Here is a 21,452-nt window from a genome sequence, read left to right on the forward strand (position 1 = left end):
CTTAAAATTTATCCTTTTTCCACAACAATTCAAATTGTTGTTTATACATATTATATAAATTTTTATTATCTATAATTATCACAATTGGTTCTTTTTCCATCCAATTAGTAATCACAACTCTATTACCATAAATCCAGAACACACTTAATTGACTAAACTCTTTTGGTAAAGTATATTTTGTCTTAACAAAAGGAAATGTAGTGATTCTATGGCCCCTAACTTCAGGATCAACAATATTCCTCATCTTAAAACCTTTTTTAATAGCTCTTTTTTCCCATTCATCAATAAATTTAGGTCTTTCATCAACAAAATAACCTCTAGCCCCAATAAAATCTACTTCACCATACTTTAACATCTCTTCAAATATATCCTGTACTGCATCAATTCCTTTCAAAACCCGAGCTTCCTGATTCCATAATGCTTCAAAGTTTTTATTAAAAGACTTTGAAACTTCTTTATTATTAATAGTTATAATGATGGGTTCTTTCTTTTGAATCACTAATAAAGTTCTATTTTTAGATGAGAATGTTGCGACAGGAGAATCAGTTTTGTATGGAAGGAATTTGTATTCTGTATTTTCTCCCTCTATGTATTGCCTATAGGGTGTGTATTTTTTAATGAATTCTTTTGACTCTTGTTGAAACAACATTTTACCCTTAATTCCTTCTTCTAATCTTCTTTTATGAATCTTCCTGAAGAAGTCAGCATATTTTTTATCTTCTCCTTTTTCCCCAAAAGTGGCCCCAAACACCCGATAATCTTCTCCAGGTTCCAATCCACTAATAAAATTATTTACAGCATCACTTAAAGCACCCATACTTTTACTTACTACTGTATCTTGGTTCCACCTCATCTCAAACTGATTTCTAAAAGAATCTGCTACTTCTTTACTTTCAATCATAAAAACAGTAATCTCTTCAGCCATTACATTAATCAAAGTTATATTACCAGCAACATTGACAATTGAAGGGGTTTGTAGTTCATCAGGAACATATTTCACTTTAGTATGAGAAAGTTTTTCTCTAACTTTCCCATCATTTTTATCCTTTTCATTAAATATCATCCTTGATTTTAACCCTTTCTTAGCTCTCCATTCATGAATTTTAGTTAACAAATCAAAATATCTTCTGTTGTTAAAAGATATGACAAAACCTACCCATTCATCATCTTTAGTCATAGAATTGACTAAATATCTAAACGCTGTTTCTCCTCCTTTTAATCCTTTAAAAATTGTTGCTTCTGATTTGTATTTTGAAAGTTTTTGTTTAAGTTTAAGTTCAGGAATAATCTTGTTAATTTCTTTTTTCTGTTGATTGAATTTTTCCTCTTTTTCCATCATGTAATCCATAATCCTTTCAGGAGGAGCAGCTTCAAAGTATTTAACTCCAGACTTAATAATAAAACTAACAAGGCCTTTTTGCATCAATTTATCAAGAATTTCATAAATCTTAGATGAAGAAGCACCAGATTTATCTACTATTTTTCCTGTAGAAGAGCTTCCTAGCTCTAATAATGCCAAATAAACATTGATTTCTGACTTTGTTAAACCAATCTCTTCCAACAGTTCTTTATTCATACATTTACTGAGTTATTATAATATATAAATATATCTATTTCTCCCCCTTTAGGGGTAGGGAGTATTTATATACAATCTACATTACCACTATTAAGTAATAATCAAAATATCTTGGAGGTAAAACAAGAATGAAAGAACCAAACAAAGCAGTAATAACTTTCTTAACTGCAGCTTCAATAGCAAGTGCAGCTAATAAACCAACTGCAAATATTGATTTAACAGAAATAGTCTCAAACGAACAAAAACCAATATCTAGAATAGATGCATTAGTACCTAATCTTACTAATAATTTAAGTCTCATTATGTTTATGCAACATTCAGGAGATGAAGAAGGAGATAAAGACTTCTATAGAGCAATAATTCAATATCTACCTATTAATGGAAAGTATAAGGGTATAGAATATAACTTAGGATTATCAGCACAACATTTTGATGGAACAAGAGTTGATGCTCATCAAGAAGCAGGTTTAGTTTTATCATTAAGTGGAAAACCCACAGAAAATACATTTATGAAAGGCATAGCGAGATATTATCCATCAAAAAACAACATACATTCCTTCATAGTTGCAAGTATAAATGGTGTAAAAGCAGATGTATTATCCTCATTAAGTGTAGGTGGAGAAGGAGATTTTGTTAGATACGCTCTAAACATACCTTTGAAAAGGAATATTGCATTTCGTTTAGAAGGACAACACAATAGAATAAATGGCAATCTAAAAAGCTCTTATGGTGGATTTGGAGTACAAGCTAAGTTTTAGAGATGAAAATCCAATTAATACACCCGCCTATAGATGAAGAATACAAAGGCCACGCAATCAAAGATTGGTTAATGGGCCCCCCAACAGGATTAGAATTAATAGCAAAAGCAACAGAATTGTTTGTTGAAGAAACAAACATAGAAGTGATTGATGGTAATAGACATTCCCTAGATACAATATTAAAAACAATAAGTGCAGACTTTGTTGGTATGAGCTCTCAATATTCTAATTATCATAATGCTCTAAATATCTTAAGACAAGCAAAACTAAAAGGAGCAACTACTGTTATTGGTGGCCCTAACATAAATCATATTGCAAAAAGAACACTTAGAAATAATCCTTTTATTGATTACGCTGTTGTAGGAGATGGAGAAGACTCTTTTAGTATGTTAGTTAAAGGAATTCCTTTTTCAGATATTCCTAATTTAGTATATAGAGAAAATAATAATATAAAAGAAAATCAAAAGATAAGCATTAGATTAGGTATGTTATTTGATTTAGAACATTTAGATTGGAAAGTTTATGATAAAAATGATCAAGTTCCAATCTCCTCAATAAGAGGGTGTATTAAAGCACAGACAGATGGAAGATGTACTTTTTGTTCAATAGACAGTTTATTAAGAGTCATGGCTCCTGAAAAAGTTTGGCAACAAATAGACATACTAAATAGAAAGTATGGTTTTAATTATTTCTTTGAAACAGGAGATTCTTTTGTTGTAGGCAATTTCCCACAAAAACTACTTGAATCAAGACCAAATCATTTAAGTGAAATAAAATTCAGAATATATACTTCTCCAGATCAAATAACACCAGAAATTGTAGAAGTGTTTAGAGAACTTAATGTTAAAAACCTACTTTTAGGAATAGAATCAGCTAATGATACTATTCTAGAGAAATCTGGAAAAGCTTATTCTAGACAAGATATTGATAATGCCTTAAATTTACTTTATGGAGCAGATATGGACCTTATTTTACCATTTATTTATGGATTACCAGGGGAATCTGAAAAAACACTAGAAAATAACTATCAATACGCAAAAGAAGTTGTAAAAAGACATCCTGGTATGTTTGTTTTAGCTAGCAAAGCAATACCTATGGTAGGATCAGAATTATTCACAAATTTAATGAATAATACAACAATAAAATCTCAATATCAAGGGGATTTATTGAGAGACGATATCTTGGATTACCAACAACTAATCAAACTACAAACAAAGCATTTTACATCTGTGACTTATGAAAAAGTCTCAGAATACACTGAAAAAACAAGGAATCTTGTTGGAGAAACAAGAACACCATCATTTGGAGAATGGAAATAATCCATTAACCAACATAACTCAACTTCTTGGCATCAGCCATACCTTTTGCTTCTTCACCTTTCTTTAGAAGTCCTTTTAATTTCTCCTCGAATTTAGCTGCCTGTTCAAGTAAAGGATCTGGATTAACCTTTAATCCTAAATACTGGTCTAATACTTTTATAACCCTTGCAGCAGCTTTGCTATCTGGTAAATCAGTATGTGTCTCTGCAAATATACAGCTTAGAGCAGGTTTCTCAACATTTAACAACAAAGCACCTGTAACACCCATTATAATTCCCTCTTTTAATGGATTTAAACCGATTTTACTTAATTTCTTCTTAGCATTTACATTTTTAGAAAAATAAAATACTCTCTCAGCATCTGGTTTTGTTGCAGGACTTCCTACTCCTTCTAAACTAATAATCTCTTTAGCTCCTAAATCTCTAGCTAATTTTTGGATTATATCTGATAACTTCCACTCTATTCCAGTAGAAGCAGTTACAGCATGAATAATAACTAAATTATATTTTTTATTATAGAAAATTCCTAAAGGTTCAACAACATGGTCTTCATGAATAGCAACAACAGCTGGACTTTCATCCATTGTAATCTTCCCAATCAACTCAACATCTAAATGATCTATAAGAAATTCAGTAGCAATTGTTCCAACCAAACCAAAACCAGGAAAACCTTCTATAATTATAGGATTCTTAGGCTTTTTTAAAAGCTTTATTTCCATCAAATCACCTCTTTAAAATTTAATGATTTTAATACTTTAAATATGTTTTGTTTTAAAAAATTGAATCCCCGCTGCCGGAGTCGAACCAGCGATCCTTCGGTATTTGCTGTCTTATTGTCATCCTAACGCTTAATAGCAAAGTCAATAAGTGAATTTATCTACAGCCGAATGCTCTAGCCACTAAGCTAAGCGGGGCTTAGTCATTAAGAAAAAATCTTCTTATTTAAATATTATTGTTTTCCCAAGCCTCTTTAACAGCTTTAGATACTTTAGGAACAATTTCCTTATTAGTAGCATAAGGCAATATTTCATCTGGTGTTGGATTTTCAATAACAGAAGCCAATGCTTTTGCAGCAGCTAACTTCATATCTTCAGTTATCCTCTTAGCTCTTGCATCTAAAGCTCCTCTAAAAACTCCTGGAAATCCTAAAACATTATTAACCTGGTTTGGAAAATCACTTCTTCCAGTTGCAATAACCTTTGCTCCTGCCTCTTTTGCATCATCAGGCATTATCTCTGGGTCAGGATTTGCCATTGCCATAACAATAGAATCTTTTGCCATTGAAGAAACCATCTCTTTACTAACCAAACCCTTAACAGAAACACCAATAAAAACATCAGATCCTTTAATTGCATCTGCTAAAGAACCTTTTATTTTTTCTTTATTTGTTAATAAAGCAATTTCTTCTTTATGTTTGTTTAAATCCCCTCTTTCTTCATATAAAATTCCTTTAGAATCACACAAAATAATATTAGTAGCACCATAATTCAATAACATCTTAGCTACTGCAATTCCAGCAGCACCAGCACCACTAAAAACAATCTTAACTTCTTCAATTTTCTTATTAACAACTTTCAAAGCATTAATCAATCCAGCCAAAGAAACAATTGCTGTTCCATGCTGATCATCATGCATAACTGGAATTCCTAAATTCTGTAATTGAGCTTCAATTTCAAAACATTCAGGAGCTTTGAAATCCTCTAGATTAATTCCCCCAAAAACAGGAGCAATATTTCTTATTGTCTCTATATTCTTCTGAACATCTTGTGATTCTAAACAAATAGGAAAAGCATCAATATTTCCAAACTCCTTGAATAAAATTGCTTTACCTTCCATAACAGGCAAAGCAGCCTCTGCACCTATATTTCCTAATCCCAAAACAGCACTTCCATCAGAAATAACAGCAACAGAATTTCCTTTAAATGTATATTTGTAAACATCCTCTTTGTTTTTAGCAATATATCTACATGGCTCAGCAACACCAGGCGTATAAGCCAAAGACATATCTTTCTTATTCTTTAAAGGTAATTTAGATTTAATCTCTAATTTGCCTTTTAGTCTCTCATGTATTTCCAAAGATTCTTCTTGTATATTCATTTTAGTGTTGTTATAGGTCTAGATTGAAGAATATAAATCTTATCATCTATAGCCCATTCAATATCCTGTGGATGTTTATAGTGTTGTTCAATCTTTAAACCAATTTTAGTTAATTCTTTTAATTCTTTTTCAGATAAAACCCTTTCAGTAGGATTTTCAATAGATCTTTTTTCAACACCACCCTCTTTTTTCATAAATATTCCCATTGATTTGTTGCTAATATTCTTTTCTTTTAGCTTTTCTGTGTTCTTATCAATTAAATAATAATCAGGAGTTACTTGCCCTGATACAACAGATTCTCCTAATCCAAATGATCCTTCAATTATGATTTCTTCTTTTGAATTTGTAACAACATTTGCAGTAAACAAAACCCCTGCCTTTTTACTGTCAACCATCTTTTGTACAACTACTGCAATCAAAACTTCATCATGCTTGAATTTATTAATATCTCTGTAATAAATTGCTCTTGAAGTAAATAATGATGCCCAGCATTTTTGTACAGAATTAAGCAAATCTTCTTCTTTAACACTAAGATAAGTATCTTGCTGGCCTGCAAAAGAAGCTTCTGGTAAATCCTCTGCTGTTGCAGATGACCTAACAGCTACGAAACCTCTTAGATTTTTGTAATTTTCCATAATATCTTTTTTAATATCTTCAGGCATGTCTTCTACCATTATTATTGATCTTATTTCTTCAGAAGCCTTGTCCAGTTTTTCAGTATCTTCAATATCAACAATATCTAAAATATCCATAATTTTCTTTTTAATTGATTCTAAGAACTTCTCAAAAGCATAAGCACTAACCACAAATCCATCTGGAATTGGTGTAATACTAAATAATTCACCTAAAGAAGCTCCTTTTCCACCTACTAAAGGAATATCAGTTATAGAAACATCCTTAAACCATAAAATGTTTTTTTTATCAAAAGTCCCTTCTTCCATTCATTTGAGAAGATTTTAATCATTTATTAATCTTTCTCACAATCCCTTTGTTTGCATCAACTTCTACAAGATCATTATCTTTGAAAAACCCAGTTGCGTTATTTGCACCAACAATACAAGGAATCTTAAATTCTCTTGCGAAAATTGCTGTGTGACATAACATACCTCCAATCTCAACAACCATTGCTTTTGTTTTACGCAGATAAGGTTCATACTGAACTAATGTTTCTGCTGCAACTAATATATTACCCTCTTTAATTTTCTTGATATCTTCAAAACCCTTTACTACTTTAACTCTTCCTTTAACAATCCCAGGACAAGCAGGTCTCCCTTTTACAATATCTTTTTGCTCTTTTACTAATATAAACTCCCTTTTATATCTTTCAAACTCTTTTATAGTAAGATGCCTTATAACACCATCTTCTTTTATAACTCCTCTATGAGTAAATCTTGAATCTAAATTTTTTGGTATTTTTTTAGAAATCAAAGCATCATCCAATTCAAATGGTAAAAACACATCCCAATATTTTTCAGCTACTTTTATCCTTCTAAATATTTCAGAATAAAGGGGAAACATCCAATAAAAAGCATAATTATAAGCATCAATACGCTCAAATCTGAACCACATCAACTTTTGCATCTCTTTTACATACTCATTCTTACTGACTTTTATGATGATGGTTTTCTTAGCACTTTTCTTAATCTCTTTTAAATCATCTATAGTTAAGGGCTGGCCTCTTGTAAGATTCATATTATACCAAGCATACTCTTTTTCTAATTCTTTTATACTTTTTTTACTTTCTAATAAATCATCATTCATTCTTCCTGCAGAAACTCTTCGTATCGGTCTAATCTCATCAAATTTAATGTTTGGCACCTTTTTAATAATATCTTCTTCAACAATATCCCCAACAAAAAGTAGTGGAAAAAGAAAAGGAATACACACCCTTACTTTCTCTTCAAATTTCTCTTTTTCTTTTAATAATTCTTCATCACTAAGGTTTTTAAAATCATCATTTTTATGTTTATCAGCATACTGTTTTAAATCATTCATTCTTTTTAAACATTTTTTATTAAATTTTTTTAAGAATTTTTGAGGATTTTTTTTAATAAAATTCCCATATTTTTTATTATCTTTAACAGGGAAAAAAGACACATCATTTACTGTAATCAAATCTCTTGATTCATAATCTAACCCCATGGCTTTTTTATGATATTCTTTATCTTCTCCTCTAAAATAAAGCCCATTAAAATATTCTCCATTAGGCCAACAGCCTTTTTTAATAAAATCTTTTGGATTAAACATTTTTTATAACCATAACAACTCCTTTATTTGCATCAACTTCAACATAATCTCCATCTTTCAGAATTTTTGTAGCATTATCTGCACCAACAATACACGGAATCTTAAATTCCCTTGAAATTACTGCTGCATGTGAACAAATTCCACCTTCTACAGTAACAATTGCTCCTGCCTTCTCTATAATTGGCACCATTATTGGAGAGGTCATTGTTGTAACTAAAATTTCTCCTTTTTTAAATTTCTTAGTATCTTTAATAAATTGCTTTAAATCTCTAACATTAACAATCTTGACTTTTCCTTTAACTTTTCCCATATTAGCAACTGTTCCTTTTATTTCTTTGTCTAGTTCTTCTTCATCAAATTTAAGAAGTTTTTCTATGTATTTTTGCCCTTCTTCTCCTGAATAACGATACAACTTTCCATTAATGTTATGAAATATAAGACATTTCTTATGATCTTCAATCTGTTTCTTAGTAAGTTTAGTTTTATTATCCAACAAATTATATATATCTTTGAAAGTATAAACTTTCATGAATTCTTTTAAATCCATATCAACTCTTTTAGCCAAATCTTCTAATAAATGTAAACACATATATTCAGCTCCATTCCAAACATGCTTAAGCCTATATCTATCAAGAGCTACTCTTTGTAATCGCCTTGCTAATTGTTCAAGTTCATCACTCTTAAACAAATTATATATCTCTTGATGTTTTTTAGAAATTGAATCAAGATTCTCTTTTATTCTTCTTATTTCCAAATCTATTTCTTTATCACTTTTTTTATCTTCTATTTTATTTTTTAGAAATTCCATAATCTCTTTAAAATCATAAGTATTAACAAATAACGCAGGGTATTTTCTTGAGTATTCTATTAAATCTACTTCTGAATACTTTCTTTTCATTAATTCTAAGAAATCAATCCTCTCTTTCATTGTTTCATCCATCTCTTCTGGAGTCATTAATGATATGAAAAAATCTTCCAAAATAGATTTGTCTTTGATCTTTTTTCTAAGAATCTCCTTTATCCTTTCTTCTATTGTATGGGTTGAAAATGAAGATGAAACTGCAAAATATAAAAGACCCAATCTAACAAAGTTTTCATATTTCTTTACTATCTGTTTCAATTTAAGATTAGATAATTTAGATAGGTCCTTTTCCCTTATCCCCTCACAAAATATAAAAAAATTCTTTACATGACAATCTATCTGTTTGAATACCATTTGAGAAAATTCTTTATTTATGTATTTTTTACCTAATCCTTCTAAACCTTTGATAGCATCTTCTGGCATATGATGTTCAAATACTCCATCATGTATTATAAACAAGGTTTCACTAACCTCAGAAGGAATCTCATTGCCATTTTCGCCTATAGTACTACATAATTGAGAAAGCATAGATTCAGTAAGCATGACAGATAATTTTCCTCCCCACATAAAAATATACTTTTTCATTAATATAACTAGTTATAACATTCTTATATAAATATTTTGAAAAAATAAAAAAATAGAATTAAACTCCTAAAAGCTCATTAATTTTTTGAGGAACTTTCACTACTATTTCTTCTATACTTCCTTGATATGCTTCTTTGCTTAATCCAAACGCATTAGAAATACCAAGAGGTTCAATAACCTTGGGTCTATACTCAGATTCACCATAGATTCTATCAACTGCTTGATGATTAGAGTCAGCCATTGGGTATACTCCTAATGTATCAGGTCTTGCTATTGTTTGATCTTGTGTTTGTTTAATTTCTCCTTTTATACCTAACAAAGGTAAAATTTCAGAACGATATTGGTGTTCTTCTCTTACAAAAATACCTGAAGCTCTCTCATAAAAACCTTTTAAAGTATCTAACGCACCTTTATCTACATCAGCTATAACATCACTAAGCAACTCATTTTCATCATAAGAATACATGCCTCTATCTTGTGCTATACCAATAACATGAAGCATAAAATCAGTTGAAACCTCCCCTCTATTGATTGCATCTACATGAGAACCGCTTGATATGGCGTTATATTCATCTGCACCAATCTGTTTTAAATAATTACTAGCTATAAGAGCTGCAACAGGTGATCTACCATGATTTGCAGTACATACAAACTCTATTTTATTTTGTTCTACCATTTTTACCTCTTTATGCAGCTATTTTATAAGCAATATCTTTTTCAATTCTTCTTAAATCACTTAAATTATAACCTTTAACTTCTTCTTTAACATTAAGGTCCATTGATGGGTTTTCTGAATCTAAATTATAAATATTTCCTGTAAACATCTCGCCCATTCTTACAGCCTTATAATCATCATCAACTTCTACAATCTCTTTTATTGGATCAATCCCTAAACATTCTAAGGCTATCATTGCTAAACCATCTATATTAGGCGCATGAGTAAAATGTGCTAATAAACTCTGTTCATGGCCTCTGTTTTGTTGAAGATATTCTATTCCATCAGCTATTGATTTTATAAACTGACGTGTCCATTCACCCATAAATGGCAATCCTTCTTCTTGAGGTTTAAAAAAATGATCTCTATAAAGGTTTCTTACAAATTCATCTTGATTCACTTCATAATGCGGAATAATTTTTTGGTGATTCATATTTGCTCCATCATATCCCATCCCAATCTCTTTTCTTTGATCAATCTCTCTACCATTCAATAAATTAGCATCTTCTGTAAAATATAAAGCAGATTGTAATGCCCTTATATAATCAGAAGTCATAAATAAGGCACTATCAAATGGAGTATCTCCTAGAACCTCTCTACCTTTTTCTCTTAATTCTTGTGCACCCTCTGGTGTTATGTATATAAAAGCTTTATCTTCAGGACTAGCTGGAGATGGTCTTGGAATGCCTCCCTCTCCTATATTTAAACCATGTTGTCCACTAAACTTTTTTCCATGCCTTGACACTATAATTTTTCCATCTTGTGAATCCATTTTTTACTCCTTTATATATTTACTACTTAATAGTGATAGTATTTAAACCTTTCGGTTTTTACAACAATCCTAAAGAACTAGTTAATCTTCTTAACAACACCTTTATCAGCATCAACCTCTACTAAATCATTATCTTTTAAAACATTTGTAGCAACTTTTGTGCCTATCACACAAGGAATGTTATATTCTCTACTAACAATTGCAGCATGACTTGTAATACCGCCTTCATCTGTAATAACTGCTGCTGATATTATCATCTTTGGTGTAAAGTTTGGAAAAGTATACTTAGCAACAAATATATCCCCTTTTTTTATCTTTTTCAAATGATCAGAATGAGTTATTATTTTTACCCTTCCTTTTACTTTTCCTTTACACGCAGTCATACCTTCTAATGTTGTAATATTCTTTAGTTCTCCTTGAAGTCTGTCAAGTGTTTTATTAATTTCCCTCATATCATACATCATATCAACCATTCCTTTTTGAAAATAATATAATGCCTTGTTTGCACCCCTCAATTTTAACTCTTTTTTATCAGGGAATTTTCCCTTTTCCAAAACCCCCTTGGTTTCTTTCATTGTCAGATTTGTTACATCTTTTAGTGTTAATCCTTTTTCTAATGTAGTTAAATACCTAAAAAAACCTTTTAGATGGAATGTTGCTCTTTTCCATACATCAATACGTTCTGTTTTCATAAAAGCATAAGTATGAACAATTTCTGTTTTTAATCTCAATTTTTTATCTTTAATAGATTTCAAAAACTCTGAAAATTCTTTTTTAACTTCTTTGAATCTCTTGAATTGCTCTTCAATCTCTTCTTTACTTATATTCTTTCTTTGACGCTCAAAGTATTCTTCTGTATACTCCTTATCATAACCACTATATATCTTAAGCCAACCCCACTTCTTTACAAGCTCTTTTGGAGAAAGTCTATGCAAGGCTCTTTGCATATTAATAAAGTCAATTGGTTTATCAAGCGCCATTACTAATTCTATTTTATCAGGAAAATTTTTCAGAACATCTTTTTCAGTAAAATGAATAACGGCCCACGCACTCCAAATATATTCACTATAATCACAAGATTCATCAACATAATCTAAGTAGTTCTTAAGAATTATTTTTTTATTATTTGTTTTTGTTGATTTAGATAATTTAATTGCTTTTTGAATTAATCTTTTTTTCCTTTTATCATAACTTAAAAAGTGTTTTTTCCAGTTCTTTTCCATATATCTTGCAAGTCTGGAAAGAGTCTCAAGTGATGATTTTTCCTCAATATAATAATCATAGATATTCTTATTTGGCATATCTATAAATCCTTTACAACCACGATTAACCAACCACCAAATCCATGGTTCATCTCTTGAAATACACGTTTCTCTAGCAGCAAATCTAAAATAAGGGCTTTTTATTGCAATTTTTTTAACATTATTAATTTTATATGGTTTCATATTTTCCTAACAACCCCTTTGTTTGCATCAACTTCTACCAAATCACCATCTTTAAAAACCTTGGTAGCTATCTTAGTACCAATTACACATGGCTTTTTCATTTCTCTGGAAACAACAGCCGCATGTGATGTAATACCTCCTTCATCTGTAACAATCGCACCACACTTACTCATAACAATAACTAAATCAGGATTAGTTTCTTTACAAACAAGAACATTTCCTTTATCAACATTATCAATTTCTCTAGCATCAAAAACAATTCTAACCTTTCCTTTCACTTTCCCAGGGTAAGCACACATTCCATTAACTTTATTATAATCTAAAATTTTTTCTTTAGAACATTCCATCTTAATGATTTTTTGTGCTTCTTCTCCTTCATATTGATTATAAGAATTATTTAAAACCAAAATAACAAAACTATCTTTTCTAACTTTACCATTTTCTATAAATAATTTCTTATTTTTAATTAAAGCTTCAGATATTTCAATAGGAGTATAAAATTTAAGTATGGATAATGGTAATCCGACACGCTTTCCAATCTCTTTTAAAAGAGGAAATGCTTCATAAAAAGCCAAACTAAATATATTTGCTCGATACAATCGAACAAAAGCAGTTGCTCCAAGCAAATTAATAAGAATTTTAGTTTCTTCATCAAGTTGATTCATAAGATGTCTTTTCTCTTTTTCTCTTATTTTATGACATTCCTCTAATTCTTCTTTACGCTTGCGATAATCATAAAAATCCTTTAAATAACTTCTAAAAAGATTTAGAAAAAAATCAATATTCCAGACTTCTTTCTCAAAATTAAGAGGGATCCAGCAATATTTTTTAACATGCTTTTGTATTTTATTATGAATTTCAGGGAATTTTTTTAACTCATCTTTAACCACCTTAACATCATTCAAAAAGAGATTCTTATATTTCAATTCAATCTCTTCAATAATCTCTAAGCGTTCTAATTCTTCTTTTGCTTCTAAACTCAATTCATCAGGAGAAGTTAAAATACCTAAATGTTGCGTATCCGTCAATTTTAGGAGTACGCTCTTCTGAATTTCTTCAAGAGGCATAATAATAGTCTCTCCTAACCGCGAATACTCTTTGCAAAACTGTTTAAACAAATCATTAATCTCCTGGTTTGTCAAATTATTATCGACTTTTTTTGAAATAGTCTTAATATTATTAACAACATTATCACATATATTTTTACTTAGTTTTTTATATTGTTCAGCAAAATGTTTATCTTTAAGGCTTTTTCTTTTGACAACTTCACTAAACTCATGTAGTTCAGAATATAAATAATGTATTCCTGTCTCACCTTTATCCCATGTCCAAAGCTGATTATGAACCCCTTTCCATTCTGGAAGTATAAAACTTGGTCCTTTCCGAATTCCTTCAATAACTAAATACTTAAGAAGAACATTGGCATCTCGTGTCAATAATCTTTTCCATTTCATCTTATTTTTCTTACAACACCTTATTAGCATCTACTTCTACTAAATCATCACGAGTTTACCTGCATTGCACAGCTTACAATCATATTTCTAACAGATTCCAAAGGCATTGTTCTTCCAAGTATAACAACCGGCTTTACAAGACCTTTCAGAACTGTAAAATAAAAACTCATATCTGAAAACTGCCCTAAACCATGAGCAAAAATATTAGCAGCCATTAAATTTGGAAATATTAATGTATTTGCTTCTCCTTTTAATGGAGAATCAGGACACTTACTTTTAGCAGCATCACTATTCATAGCAGCATCAACCTGTAATTCACCATCTATAACTAAATCAGGCATTTCTTTTTTAACAATTTCAACTGCTTCTCTTATCGTTTCTAAAGCAGGACTATTTCCTCCACTACCTTTTGTTGAAAAAGACAACAAACCTACTTTAGGTTCTATACCAAACTCATTTACACAACTAACAGCGTTTAATGTTATTTGTGCCAAACCATCAGCATCTGGATCTATATTCATGCTAAAATCACTACCAAAAATAACTCTATCATTTTTAACATCATTCATAATAGAAACTTCAGAAACAATTCTGCCTTTTTCTCTTAATATTTGCAAAGCAGGTCTCATAAGAGCAGCTGTAGATCTAATAGCAGAGCCAGCTACAGCATCTGCATGACCGCAATAGACATACATACACCCAAAATAATTCTCATCTTCAATAAGTTTTTTAGCTTCATCTAATGTCATACCCTTATGTTTTCTAACCTCAACTAATTTTTCAGCTAATTCATCTTTTAATTCAGAATTCTTATAGTCAACTACCTCTGCTTCACTAACATCAACACCAAATTCTTTTACCTTTTCCTCAATCTCTTTAGGATTTCCTAGTAAAACAATTTTAGCCAATTTATTTTTCAAAATATCTGCTGTTGATCTTAAACACCTTTCATCCCACCCTTCACAAATTAAAACCTTAGCAGGCTTTTTCTTTGCAACTTCTTCCATAATCCCTATTACATCAACTTCCATTTTAATCCCTCATTATAATTTTTTTATTACCCCTTTATCAGCATCTACCTCTACTAAGTCACCATCCTTTAAAACTTTTGTGGCTATTTTAGTTCCAATTATACAAGGAATGTTTAATTCTCTTGAAACAATAGCAGCATGACAAGTTACTCCACCTTCATTTGTAACTACAGCTCCTGCTTTTTTCATTAAGGAAGTATACTCTGGCCTAGTCATTGACGCAACTAATATATCACCTTTGTTAAACACCTTAACATTAGAAACATCAGGCACAACCCTAACAATCCCTTTAACTTTGCCTAAAGAAGCAGAAACACCAGGAATTTCTAAAACCTCTGATTTAACATCATCAACCTTATCTATAATATCATAAAATTTAAGAGCCTCATCTCCACCAAAAACTTCATCATAACCAATATCAATTATATTAACACAACACTTTGTTCTTGATTTTAAACCAGAAACCTTTTTACCAGAAAGTATTTTATAAATTTCTTTTAAATTAGTATAACACAATTCTTCAAAACTATATCCTGTTTTTTTAGATATTACTTTAAGAAATTCAAGAACATAATAATCTCCCATCATATTGCTCTTTTTTCTTAAATCCTGCAAAGTAGTTGCTTTATCAATAAGGTGCGCCAAAACTTTTTCTTCTTTTGTAAATTTTTTAGGAAGAATTTTATGTTTTTTCTCTAAGACTTTCTTCTCTTCCTCCAATACCTTAAGTTTGCTCTCAGGATTTTTAGATAAGTCCTCTTTTAATCTATCTAAAAAATAATCAACACCAAGTCTTATTCCATCTCTGTAATTATTTTTTAACCAATGATAATTATCAGCATGCTTTTTTAACTCTTCTTTGAAATCTTTTCCTTCTTTAGCCAATACTGCAATTTTAAGAAGATCTTTTTCCTCTTCTTTTACAAATGATATCTTTATTGGTGTAGAAATATCAATAAAATCCTTAATTCCTTTTTTACCATACTTTTTAATTATTTTAGGAATTACAAAATGCTCAGAATAAGTAGAAATATTATTAGCAGTTAAAGGAATCATCCATTCTTTGTGATATTTTTCAATAAATTCAATATATAATTCCTTAAGTTCAGTCAAAGATAATTTATCTAACTCTAAAGAATCGATTTTTTTACATATTTTATGATATTCTTTCTCATACCCTTTCCATTCATCATACAAGCTATTATAATAACCAGGATTTTCTAATTCTTTTCTAAGAAATCTTTTTCCTAACTCAATCATTCTGTCTTCAGAAAAGATAATGGTTAAATGCTTATTCTTTATCGCAAGACATGTTGTTAACCAGGATAAATCCATCTTATTTAATTCTTCTATTAGAGCTACTCCTGGAATATTGATGGTATGTAGAACAGAAGGCATTCTTTCAACAATTAATGAATGTCCCTTAACTAACTTTTGAATCCTATCAATAGGCGAAATTGTCATCTTAGTCTACCATTAAAACTCTAATAAGGTAATATTTCTTCCCTTATCTATAAATCTTTTTAATTTTTTCTTATATAATATAAATATTTATATATAAGAACGCTAATATTTTTATTATGAAAAAGAAGGAAGTAAAAAGTTTATTTAAAAATTTGCTTAATAGCAATGAAAAAATAATAAGTGTAAAATATGAAGGTAAAAAATCTGCAGCAAGCCAGTGGCATAGGCTAAAAAACGTATGGACTATGCTTTGGAGAGGTGGATCTGCAGAAATAATAAAAAAGCTTCCACCATGTAGATTTAAAAATTTCTTATATAGAAGAATGGGCCTAAAGATAGGAAAAAATGTCTTAATATTCCCAAATATAGATCTAAGCCCTTCTTTAGGAGAATTAATTACATTAGAAGATAATGTTATTTTAGGTGTTGGATGTTCCCTTATTGTAGACGCATTAACACAAGATAAGATAACATTAGGTAAAGTTCATATAAAGAAAAACGCAGTTATTGGAGGAAAGTCTTTTGTTGGACTAGGAGTTACTGTAGGTGAAAATGCTATTGTTGCAAATTGTGCGTGTGTAACAAAAGATGTAGGGGATTATGAAGTGGTGGGGGGTGTGCCTGCAAAATTAATCAGAAAAAGAAAATAAAAATGGAACACAAAACCCCCTGGAACAATATAGGAGATATGATAAAAGACCACGCAAAAAAATTTAAAGACAAACCATACTTAATTTATTGCGAGGATAATTCAAAGATTTCTTTTGCTGAGTTTGATGAAATAACTAATAAAGTCGCAAATACTCTTCTTGACTTAGGTTTGAAAAAAGGAGAAAAAGTTTCAGCTATCTTACCAAACTCACTAGAACTTCTTTACGCAATGTTTGGAGCTTTTAAAATAGGGGCTGTTTTTAGTCCTATGAATATAAATCTATTAGCAGAAGAATATGAATATCTAATAAATGATTCTGGATCAAAAGTCGTGTTTGTTGATAGCAAAAACCTAATAAAAATTGAAAAGATAAGAAAAAACCTTAGTAGCTTAAAAGAAATAATCTCAATAGAAGAAAAAAATAGAACAAAAGGAATAAAATTATTTAAAGATGAAATTGAAAAATATTCATCTGAGTTAAAGTCTCAAAACATAACATTAAGTAGCGAAGCATTAATTATTTATTCATCTGGTACTACTGGCAAACCAAAAGGGGTTATTTTAACACATGAGAATCTGATTACATGTTCTATGAGTGTAGGAAGATTTCTTTCATTAAAAGAAAACACAATCTCTCTAGATTCTTTACCTCTATTTTTCATTGGAGGAATAATGCCAACATTATTTACAACAACTTGTGTGGGTGGCACAGTTGTAATAAACAAAAAGTTTAGTAAAAGTCTCTTTTGGAAAAGAATTGAAGAATACAAGATTAATTATACTTTATTGGTTCCTACCATGCTTTCTATTTTATTAAATCCACCTGAAGATATAAGCAAATATAACTTAAAATCATTAAAGTATATATTATCATCAGCAGCACCATTGCCTGTAGAATTAATGAAAAAGTTTGAAAAAGAGTTTAATTTTAATATTTTTGAAGCATATGGTTTAACAGAAGATACAGCATGGGTAACAATGACCCCAATAGATCTGAAAAAAAGGAAACCAGGTTCAGTAGGAATTGCAATGGACATAAATGAAATAAAGATTGTTGATGATAATGATAAAGAAGTTCCTCTAAACTCAAAAGGAGAAGTTTTGGCAAAAGGGTCACAAATAATGAAATGTTACCATAATAAACCAGACCTAACAAAAGAAACGTTAAAAAATGGTTGGCTTCATACAGGTGATATTGGTTATTTAGATAAAAACAATTACCTCTATATCATAGATAGGAAAAAAGATCTTATAATTAAAGGTGGAGAAAACATTAGTCCTACTGAAATTGATGCAGTTTTATATAAACATCCAAATGTAGTAGATGCTGCTACAATAGGAATCCCTGATGAGATGTATGGAGAAGAGATTAAAGCTTTTGTAGTATTAAAGAAAGGAAAAAAAGCAACAGAAACAGAACTAATCGATTTCTGTCAAAAACATTTAGCTAAACATAAATGTCCAAAAAGCATAAGCTTTATAGATAAAATACCAAAAGGTCCTAGCGGAAAATTATTGAGAAGAGAATTAATAGAAAGGGATAAAGATAAATCTTAGTCTTTTCTTAAAACCTTAATAAAGTTATATCCTTTTTATCTATAAATCTTTTTATTTTTTTCTTATATAATACAAATTTTAAATTTTCTAATTTTAACAAAGAAACATCATCATAATCTTCTATAAACAATCCAACACTTTTTGGCTTAAACTTTTTAATAACTTCATCAGCAACTTTCTTTTTGTCTCTTCCATTCTTTACATTAAGCTCAAAATCACTTATAATTCCATTATCAACAATGAATCTGTTTGACTTAACTAAGTTAATTCCCAAAATTTCTTTTACAGAATCACTATTAACAACAAAGTTTTGTGTTATTGCAACAACCTTCATCTTTGGATTTAATCTTTTCAAAGAATTATAAACACTTAAAACCTTTTTATTAATATTTTTCTCAATTACCTTTTTTGAAAGTTGATATTCTTCAGTTTTTATATGAAGAGAAACAACAGCACTAGCCCAAACCTTAATTATTTTTTCACAACAAATAATATTAAACAATCTATTATTGATTTTTCTTATAAAATTAAGAAAATGTAGATAAAAAGATATTTTAATAAGCTTAAAAAATTTCTTTGAATTACCTTTACTAAATCTAAATCTGAAAAAATTTAAAATTACGACTCTAAACACAATAAAAATAGAATTCCATGTAGTATACAACCTATTATCATTTAATCTTTTACCAAAAAAACCAGAAAGAGTTTCAAGAAAAATCTTATTTCCTATAGCAACAGTACGATGATAAATAAATGTGTCATCAATATCAATGATAAGAAGATCTAATTTTTTCATGCTGCATCTTTATAATATCTTGGTTGACCAGTTACCTCTTTTTTCAACACATTCTCTTTTCTTTTATATCTCCTATATCTTGGTTTGGATTGATTTTTAACCAAATCAACCAAAAGCTCATTTATTCTAGGAGTTGCTCCACTCGTTCCAAAATGAGTTGAATCAGGACCTTCAACTACATAATGTTCTTCTGCATCTTTATCTGCAGCAATTTTTGGTGGAACCAATCCATCTTCTTTTCCAGAAATATTATAAGTAGAAATTTCTGGTTTTGTGCCTGATAGTTCTAAAGCCGTCCTTTGTCCCTTTTCATATCTTATATCTTCTTTACCTATCAAAGGCGCAAGAAGCCTCTGTCCTAAAGTTTGTGGTTTAAAACCAGTTGGAGTTGGTGCTATTGCATATGCTTTTTTAATTCCATATTTTTTTATCCTTTTATCTCTTGCCATATATCTTACTCTATTCCCTCCACTACTATGTCCAATCATAATATCATTTCTATTTGGTATATCTTCCAATTTAGTATATCTATGAAGTTTCCTCATCTTTCTAAAACCCTTTTCAGCACCCTCTTTTTCTGATAAAAAATGATGCCCTTTGTGGAAAACAGGTCGATAACCCTCTTTTCTAAATTCTTTACCTAACTTATACATACTACCTCTAGTCATACCAAAACCAGGTGTAATATGAGCCATGGGCTCTTTGCTTCTTGGATTTTTCTTATAATGACTTTTTGTTTGACTATCTTGACGGTAAACAGAAAGATTGCCATAAGTATTAGCATGTATATTCCTTGCAATATTTTTAACATTTCTAACACCAACCCTCATTCTTTTTCCTAATGGAGACCTTTCAGGCATAGCTCTTTTGTATGGTTCAGTTTCTGCTACTAATTGATCATATTCTCTCTGAACAATCTTATGATCTCCTCTTTTAAGAGAATTATCTTTACCTTTTGTCGCTTTCCTAACCTTAGTCTCAAGACTTAGTAATACAATAAATCTAATCATTTTTTTTAATAAATTTACCTGGAATTCCTCCCCAGACTTCATTAGCAGGAATCTCTTTTTGAAGCATTGTATATGGCTCTGTAACTACATTCTCACCTACTAATGTTCCTGCTGCTAAAAAAGTATCATGTTTTAGATGAGTTCCTTTCTTTACAAGTGTTTTTCCAAATATTGTCTGACTAATAGTATAGCTGTGCCCATCAAAATAGCAATGATCATCTACTCTTATATTATCCTCTAATGTAACATTGTCTCCATAAAGATGATCAAACACAACACCTTTACCAATTCTGCACTTTTTCCCAATTTTAACACCAACCATTCTTAATAAAAATGTTTTAAAAAAAGAATGATGCAATCTTCTTGTTATCTCAACCAATATTCCATTATAAAAAATCCTTAAGACATTTCTTGCCCTCCACCAATCATCTCCAGCATTAAGCCTTTTTCCATTATACTGCATCTTAAAGAACATCTTATCTGGATCTTTAAGAAATTCTTTAACATTTTTCTTAAAAGCTTTGTAATATTCTTTATAATTTCCATCAGACGGCTTGAAAAACTTATCAATCTCTTCATCTGTTAACTTTTTCAATAGTTTTGCAGGCTTTCCAACCCACAACTCTCCTTCTGGAATTGTTGTATCAAGAAATGAATTTATACTTAACATAGAATTTCTGCTAACCTTTCCGCCAGGTAATATGGTAGACAACCCAGCCATCAATGTTCTTTCTTCTAAAACACACTTTCCTATAATAAGTGTATTCCCTTTTATCTGATGAGATTTAACAGTTGATTCTCCTCCTATCAAACTACCTTTTTTCAAATAAATCAATTCAGGAAAGTAAGGATCAAAATAAATATCATGAGGAACACAAACATCATGACCAACATTCATTCCAGCAGTCCTTAAAAAAAAAATCTTTAGATGGCTAGGAACTACCTTTTTCTGAATAGTTAGAATAAATTTGTTATATAACAACCTGCAAAAACATCTTTTATAATCATTTTTAGATTTTAATGGGACCTCTATTTTGTCCTTATCAGACTTTTGAAGCTCTTTAACAGCATTTTTTACATATTTTTTCATTTTTACCCATATATATAAAAGGA

The 21,452-nt window shown here is 30.0% G+C and carries 19 protein-coding genes and 1 tRNA gene; 4 read left to right on the forward strand and 16 right to left on the reverse strand.

Annotated elements, in window-relative coordinates; all coding sequences use genetic code 11:
• Nucleotide 1: 1 nt before the first annotated feature.
• Nucleotides 2–1,576, reverse strand: coding sequence for a hypothetical protein (locus CEE44_04660; protein ID TKJ17792.1), 1,575 nt, complete (start codon nt 1,574–1,576; stop codon nt 2–4).
• 128 nt (nt 1,577–1,704) lie between these two features.
• Here CEE44_04660 and CEE44_04665 point away from each other — a divergent pair, with 128 nt between their 5' ends.
• Both CEE44_04665 and CEE44_04670 read left to right on the forward strand, forming a co-directional pair.
• A complete protein-coding gene (locus tag CEE44_04665) occupies nt 1,705–2,334 on the forward strand; it encodes a hypothetical protein (protein TKJ17793.1) in 630 nt (209 codons plus the stop codon).
• Nucleotides 2,335–2,336: 2 nt separating this feature from the next.
• Nucleotides 2,337–3,653, forward strand: coding sequence for a hypothetical protein (locus CEE44_04670; protein ID TKJ17794.1), 1,317 nt, complete (start codon nt 2,337–2,339; stop codon nt 3,651–3,653).
• 4 nt (nt 3,654–3,657) lie between these two features.
• On the opposite strand, the gene CEE44_04675 is transcribed toward CEE44_04670, so the two are convergent.
• The 12 genes from CEE44_04675 to CEE44_04730 form a co-directional block, all read right to left on the reverse strand.
• Nucleotides 3,658–4,371, reverse strand: a complete 714-nt coding sequence (locus CEE44_04675) for a hypothetical protein (GenBank protein TKJ17795.1) — start codon at nt 4,369–4,371, stop codon at nt 3,658–3,660.
• Nucleotides 4,372–4,436: 65 nt separating this feature from the next.
• Nucleotides 4,437–4,566 (reverse strand) — tRNA-Tyr (locus CEE44_04680).
• Between the two features lie 28 nt (nt 4,567–4,594).
• Nucleotides 4,595–5,749: an NAD-dependent malic enzyme gene (locus CEE44_04685; protein TKJ17796.1), complete on the reverse strand. Its 1,155-nt coding sequence runs from the start codon at nt 5,747–5,749 to the stop codon at nt 4,595–4,597.
• Complete coding sequence (locus CEE44_04690) at nt 5,746–6,690, reverse strand: hypothetical protein (protein TKJ17797.1); 945 nt, start codon at nt 6,688–6,690, stop codon at nt 5,746–5,748. Before CEE44_04690 ends, CEE44_04685 begins: the two co-directional genes overlap by 4 nt.
• Before the next feature lie 19 nt (nt 6,691–6,709).
• Nucleotides 6,710–7,996 (reverse strand): hypothetical protein, encoded by a 1,287-nt coding sequence (locus CEE44_04695; GenBank protein ID TKJ17798.1) that lies wholly within the window; start codon nt 7,994–7,996, stop codon nt 6,710–6,712.
• Entirely contained in the window at nt 7,989–9,281 is a 1,293-nt protein-coding gene (locus CEE44_04700) for a hypothetical protein (protein TKJ17946.1), read from the reverse strand. Before CEE44_04700 ends, CEE44_04695 begins: the two co-directional genes overlap by 8 nt.
• A gap of 220 nt (nt 9,282–9,501) precedes the next feature.
• The gene (locus CEE44_04705) at nt 9,502–10,119 is read right to left on the reverse strand and encodes a hypothetical protein (GenBank protein TKJ17799.1); all 618 of its coding nucleotides are present in this window, start codon (nt 10,117–10,119) and stop codon (nt 9,502–9,504) included.
• Nucleotides 10,120–10,129: 10 nt separating this feature from the next.
• Nucleotides 10,130–10,930, reverse strand: coding sequence for a hypothetical protein (locus CEE44_04710; protein ID TKJ17800.1), 801 nt, complete (start codon nt 10,928–10,930; stop codon nt 10,130–10,132).
• Nucleotides 10,931–11,007: 77 nt separating this feature from the next.
• Entirely contained in the window at nt 11,008–12,375 is a 1,368-nt protein-coding gene (locus CEE44_04715; protein TKJ17801.1) for a hypothetical protein, read from the reverse strand.
• Entirely contained in the window at nt 12,372–13,859 is a 1,488-nt protein-coding gene (locus CEE44_04720; GenBank protein TKJ17802.1) for a hypothetical protein, read from the reverse strand. The genes CEE44_04715 and CEE44_04720 overlap by 4 nt, the downstream gene beginning before the upstream one ends.
• Nucleotides 13,860–13,876: 17 nt before the next feature.
• On the reverse strand, nt 13,877–14,860 hold the full coding sequence (gene eutD, locus CEE44_04725; protein TKJ17803.1) for a phosphate acetyltransferase: 984 nt from the start codon (nt 14,858–14,860) through the stop codon (nt 13,877–13,879).
• Between the two features lie 12 nt (nt 14,861–14,872).
• The gene (locus tag CEE44_04730; protein TKJ17947.1) at nt 14,873–16,195 is read right to left on the reverse strand and encodes a hypothetical protein; all 1,323 of its coding nucleotides are present in this window, start codon (nt 16,193–16,195) and stop codon (nt 14,873–14,875) included.
• Between the two features lie 245 nt (nt 16,196–16,440).
• Here CEE44_04730 and CEE44_04735 point away from each other — a divergent pair, with 245 nt between their 5' ends.
• The gene (locus tag CEE44_04735; GenBank protein ID TKJ17804.1) at nt 16,441–16,974 is read left to right on the forward strand and encodes a hypothetical protein; all 534 of its coding nucleotides are present in this window, start codon (nt 16,441–16,443) and stop codon (nt 16,972–16,974) included.
• Between the two features lie 2 nt (nt 16,975–16,976).
• A complete protein-coding gene (locus CEE44_04740) occupies nt 16,977–18,533 on the forward strand; it encodes a hypothetical protein (GenBank protein ID TKJ17805.1) in 1,557 nt (518 codons plus the stop codon).
• Between the two features lie 7 nt (nt 18,534–18,540).
• Here CEE44_04740 and CEE44_04745 read toward each other — a convergent pair whose 3' ends face one another.
• Genes CEE44_04745 through CEE44_04755 form a run of 3 tightly spaced genes read right to left on the reverse strand, consistent with a single transcriptional unit; the run spans nt 18,541 to nt 21,429 of the window.
• Nucleotides 18,541–19,329 (reverse strand): hypothetical protein, encoded by a 789-nt coding sequence (locus CEE44_04745; GenBank protein ID TKJ17806.1) that lies wholly within the window; start codon nt 19,327–19,329, stop codon nt 18,541–18,543.
• Nucleotides 19,326–20,381, reverse strand: coding sequence for a hypothetical protein (locus CEE44_04750; protein TKJ17807.1), 1,056 nt, complete (start codon nt 20,379–20,381; stop codon nt 19,326–19,328). Before CEE44_04750 ends, CEE44_04745 begins: the two co-directional genes overlap by 4 nt.
• Nucleotides 20,332–21,429 carry a hypothetical protein gene (locus CEE44_04755; GenBank protein ID TKJ17808.1) on the reverse strand — a complete coding sequence of 366 codons (1,098 nt, stop codon included), beginning with the start codon at nt 21,427–21,429 and terminating at the stop codon, nt 20,332–20,334. The genes CEE44_04750 and CEE44_04755 overlap by 50 nt, the downstream gene beginning before the upstream one ends.
• Between the last annotated feature and the right edge of the window lie 23 nt (nt 21,430–21,452).

The organism is Candidatus Woesearchaeota archaeon B3_Woes (assembly GCA_005222965.1).
GTDB lineage: Archaea > Nanobdellota > Nanobdellia > Woesearchaeales > B3-WOES > B3-WOES.

Coding starts and splice junctions, on each gene's coding strand:
- CEE44_04710 (TKJ17800.1), bottom strand. CDS start 10,930: ATGGATTCACAAGATGGAAAAATTATAGTGTCAAGGCATGGAAAAAAG.
- CEE44_04660 (TKJ17792.1), bottom strand. CDS start 1,576: ATGAATAAAGAACTGTTGGAAGAGATTGGTTTAACAAAGTCAGAAATC.
- CEE44_04750 (TKJ17807.1), bottom strand. CDS start 20,381: ATGAAGTCTGGGGAGGAATTCCAGGTAAATTTATTAAAAAAAATGATT.
- CEE44_04665 (TKJ17793.1), top strand. CDS start 1,705: ATGAAAGAACCAAACAAAGCAGTAATAACTTTCTTAACTGCAGCTTCA.
- CEE44_04705 (TKJ17799.1), bottom strand. CDS start 10,119: ATGGTAGAACAAAATAAAATAGAGTTTGTATGTACTGCAAATCATGGT.
- CEE44_04745 (TKJ17806.1), bottom strand. CDS start 19,329: ATGAAAAAATTAGATCTTCTTATCATTGATATTGATGACACATTTATT.
- CEE44_04730 (TKJ17947.1), bottom strand. CDS start 16,195: ATGGATTTATCCTGGTTAACAACATGTCTTGCGATAAAGAATAAGCAT.
- CEE44_04690 (TKJ17797.1), bottom strand. CDS start 6,690: ATGGAAGAAGGGACTTTTGATAAAAAAAACATTTTATGGTTTAAGGAT.
- CEE44_04740 (TKJ17805.1), top strand. CDS start 16,977: ATGGAACACAAAACCCCCTGGAACAATATAGGAGATATGATAAAAGAC.
- CEE44_04685 (TKJ17796.1), bottom strand. CDS start 5,749: ATGAATATACAAGAAGAATCTTTGGAAATACATGAGAGACTAAAAGGC.
- CEE44_04735 (TKJ17804.1), top strand. CDS start 16,441: ATGAAAAAGAAGGAAGTAAAAAGTTTATTTAAAAATTTGCTTAATAGC.
- CEE44_04670 (TKJ17794.1), top strand. CDS start 2,337: ATGAAAATCCAATTAATACACCCGCCTATAGATGAAGAATACAAAGGC.
- CEE44_04715 (TKJ17801.1), bottom strand. CDS start 12,375: ATGAAACCATATAAAATTAATAATGTTAAAAAAATTGCAATAAAAAGC.
- CEE44_04755 (TKJ17808.1), bottom strand. CDS start 21,429: ATGAAAAAATATGTAAAAAATGCTGTTAAAGAGCTTCAAAAGTCTGAT.
- CEE44_04720 (TKJ17802.1), bottom strand. CDS start 13,859: ATGCTAATAAGGTGTTGTAAGAAAAATAAGATGAAATGGAAAAGATTA.
- eutD (TKJ17803.1), bottom strand. CDS start 14,860: ATGGAAGTTGATGTAATAGGGATTATGGAAGAAGTTGCAAAGAAAAAG.
- CEE44_04695 (TKJ17798.1), bottom strand. CDS start 7,996: ATGTTTAATCCAAAAGATTTTATTAAAAAAGGCTGTTGGCCTAATGGA.
- CEE44_04675 (TKJ17795.1), bottom strand. CDS start 4,371: ATGGAAATAAAGCTTTTAAAAAAGCCTAAGAATCCTATAATTATAGAA.
- CEE44_04700 (TKJ17946.1), bottom strand. CDS start 9,281: ATGCCAGAAGATGCTATCAAAGGTTTAGAAGGATTAGGTAAAAAATAC.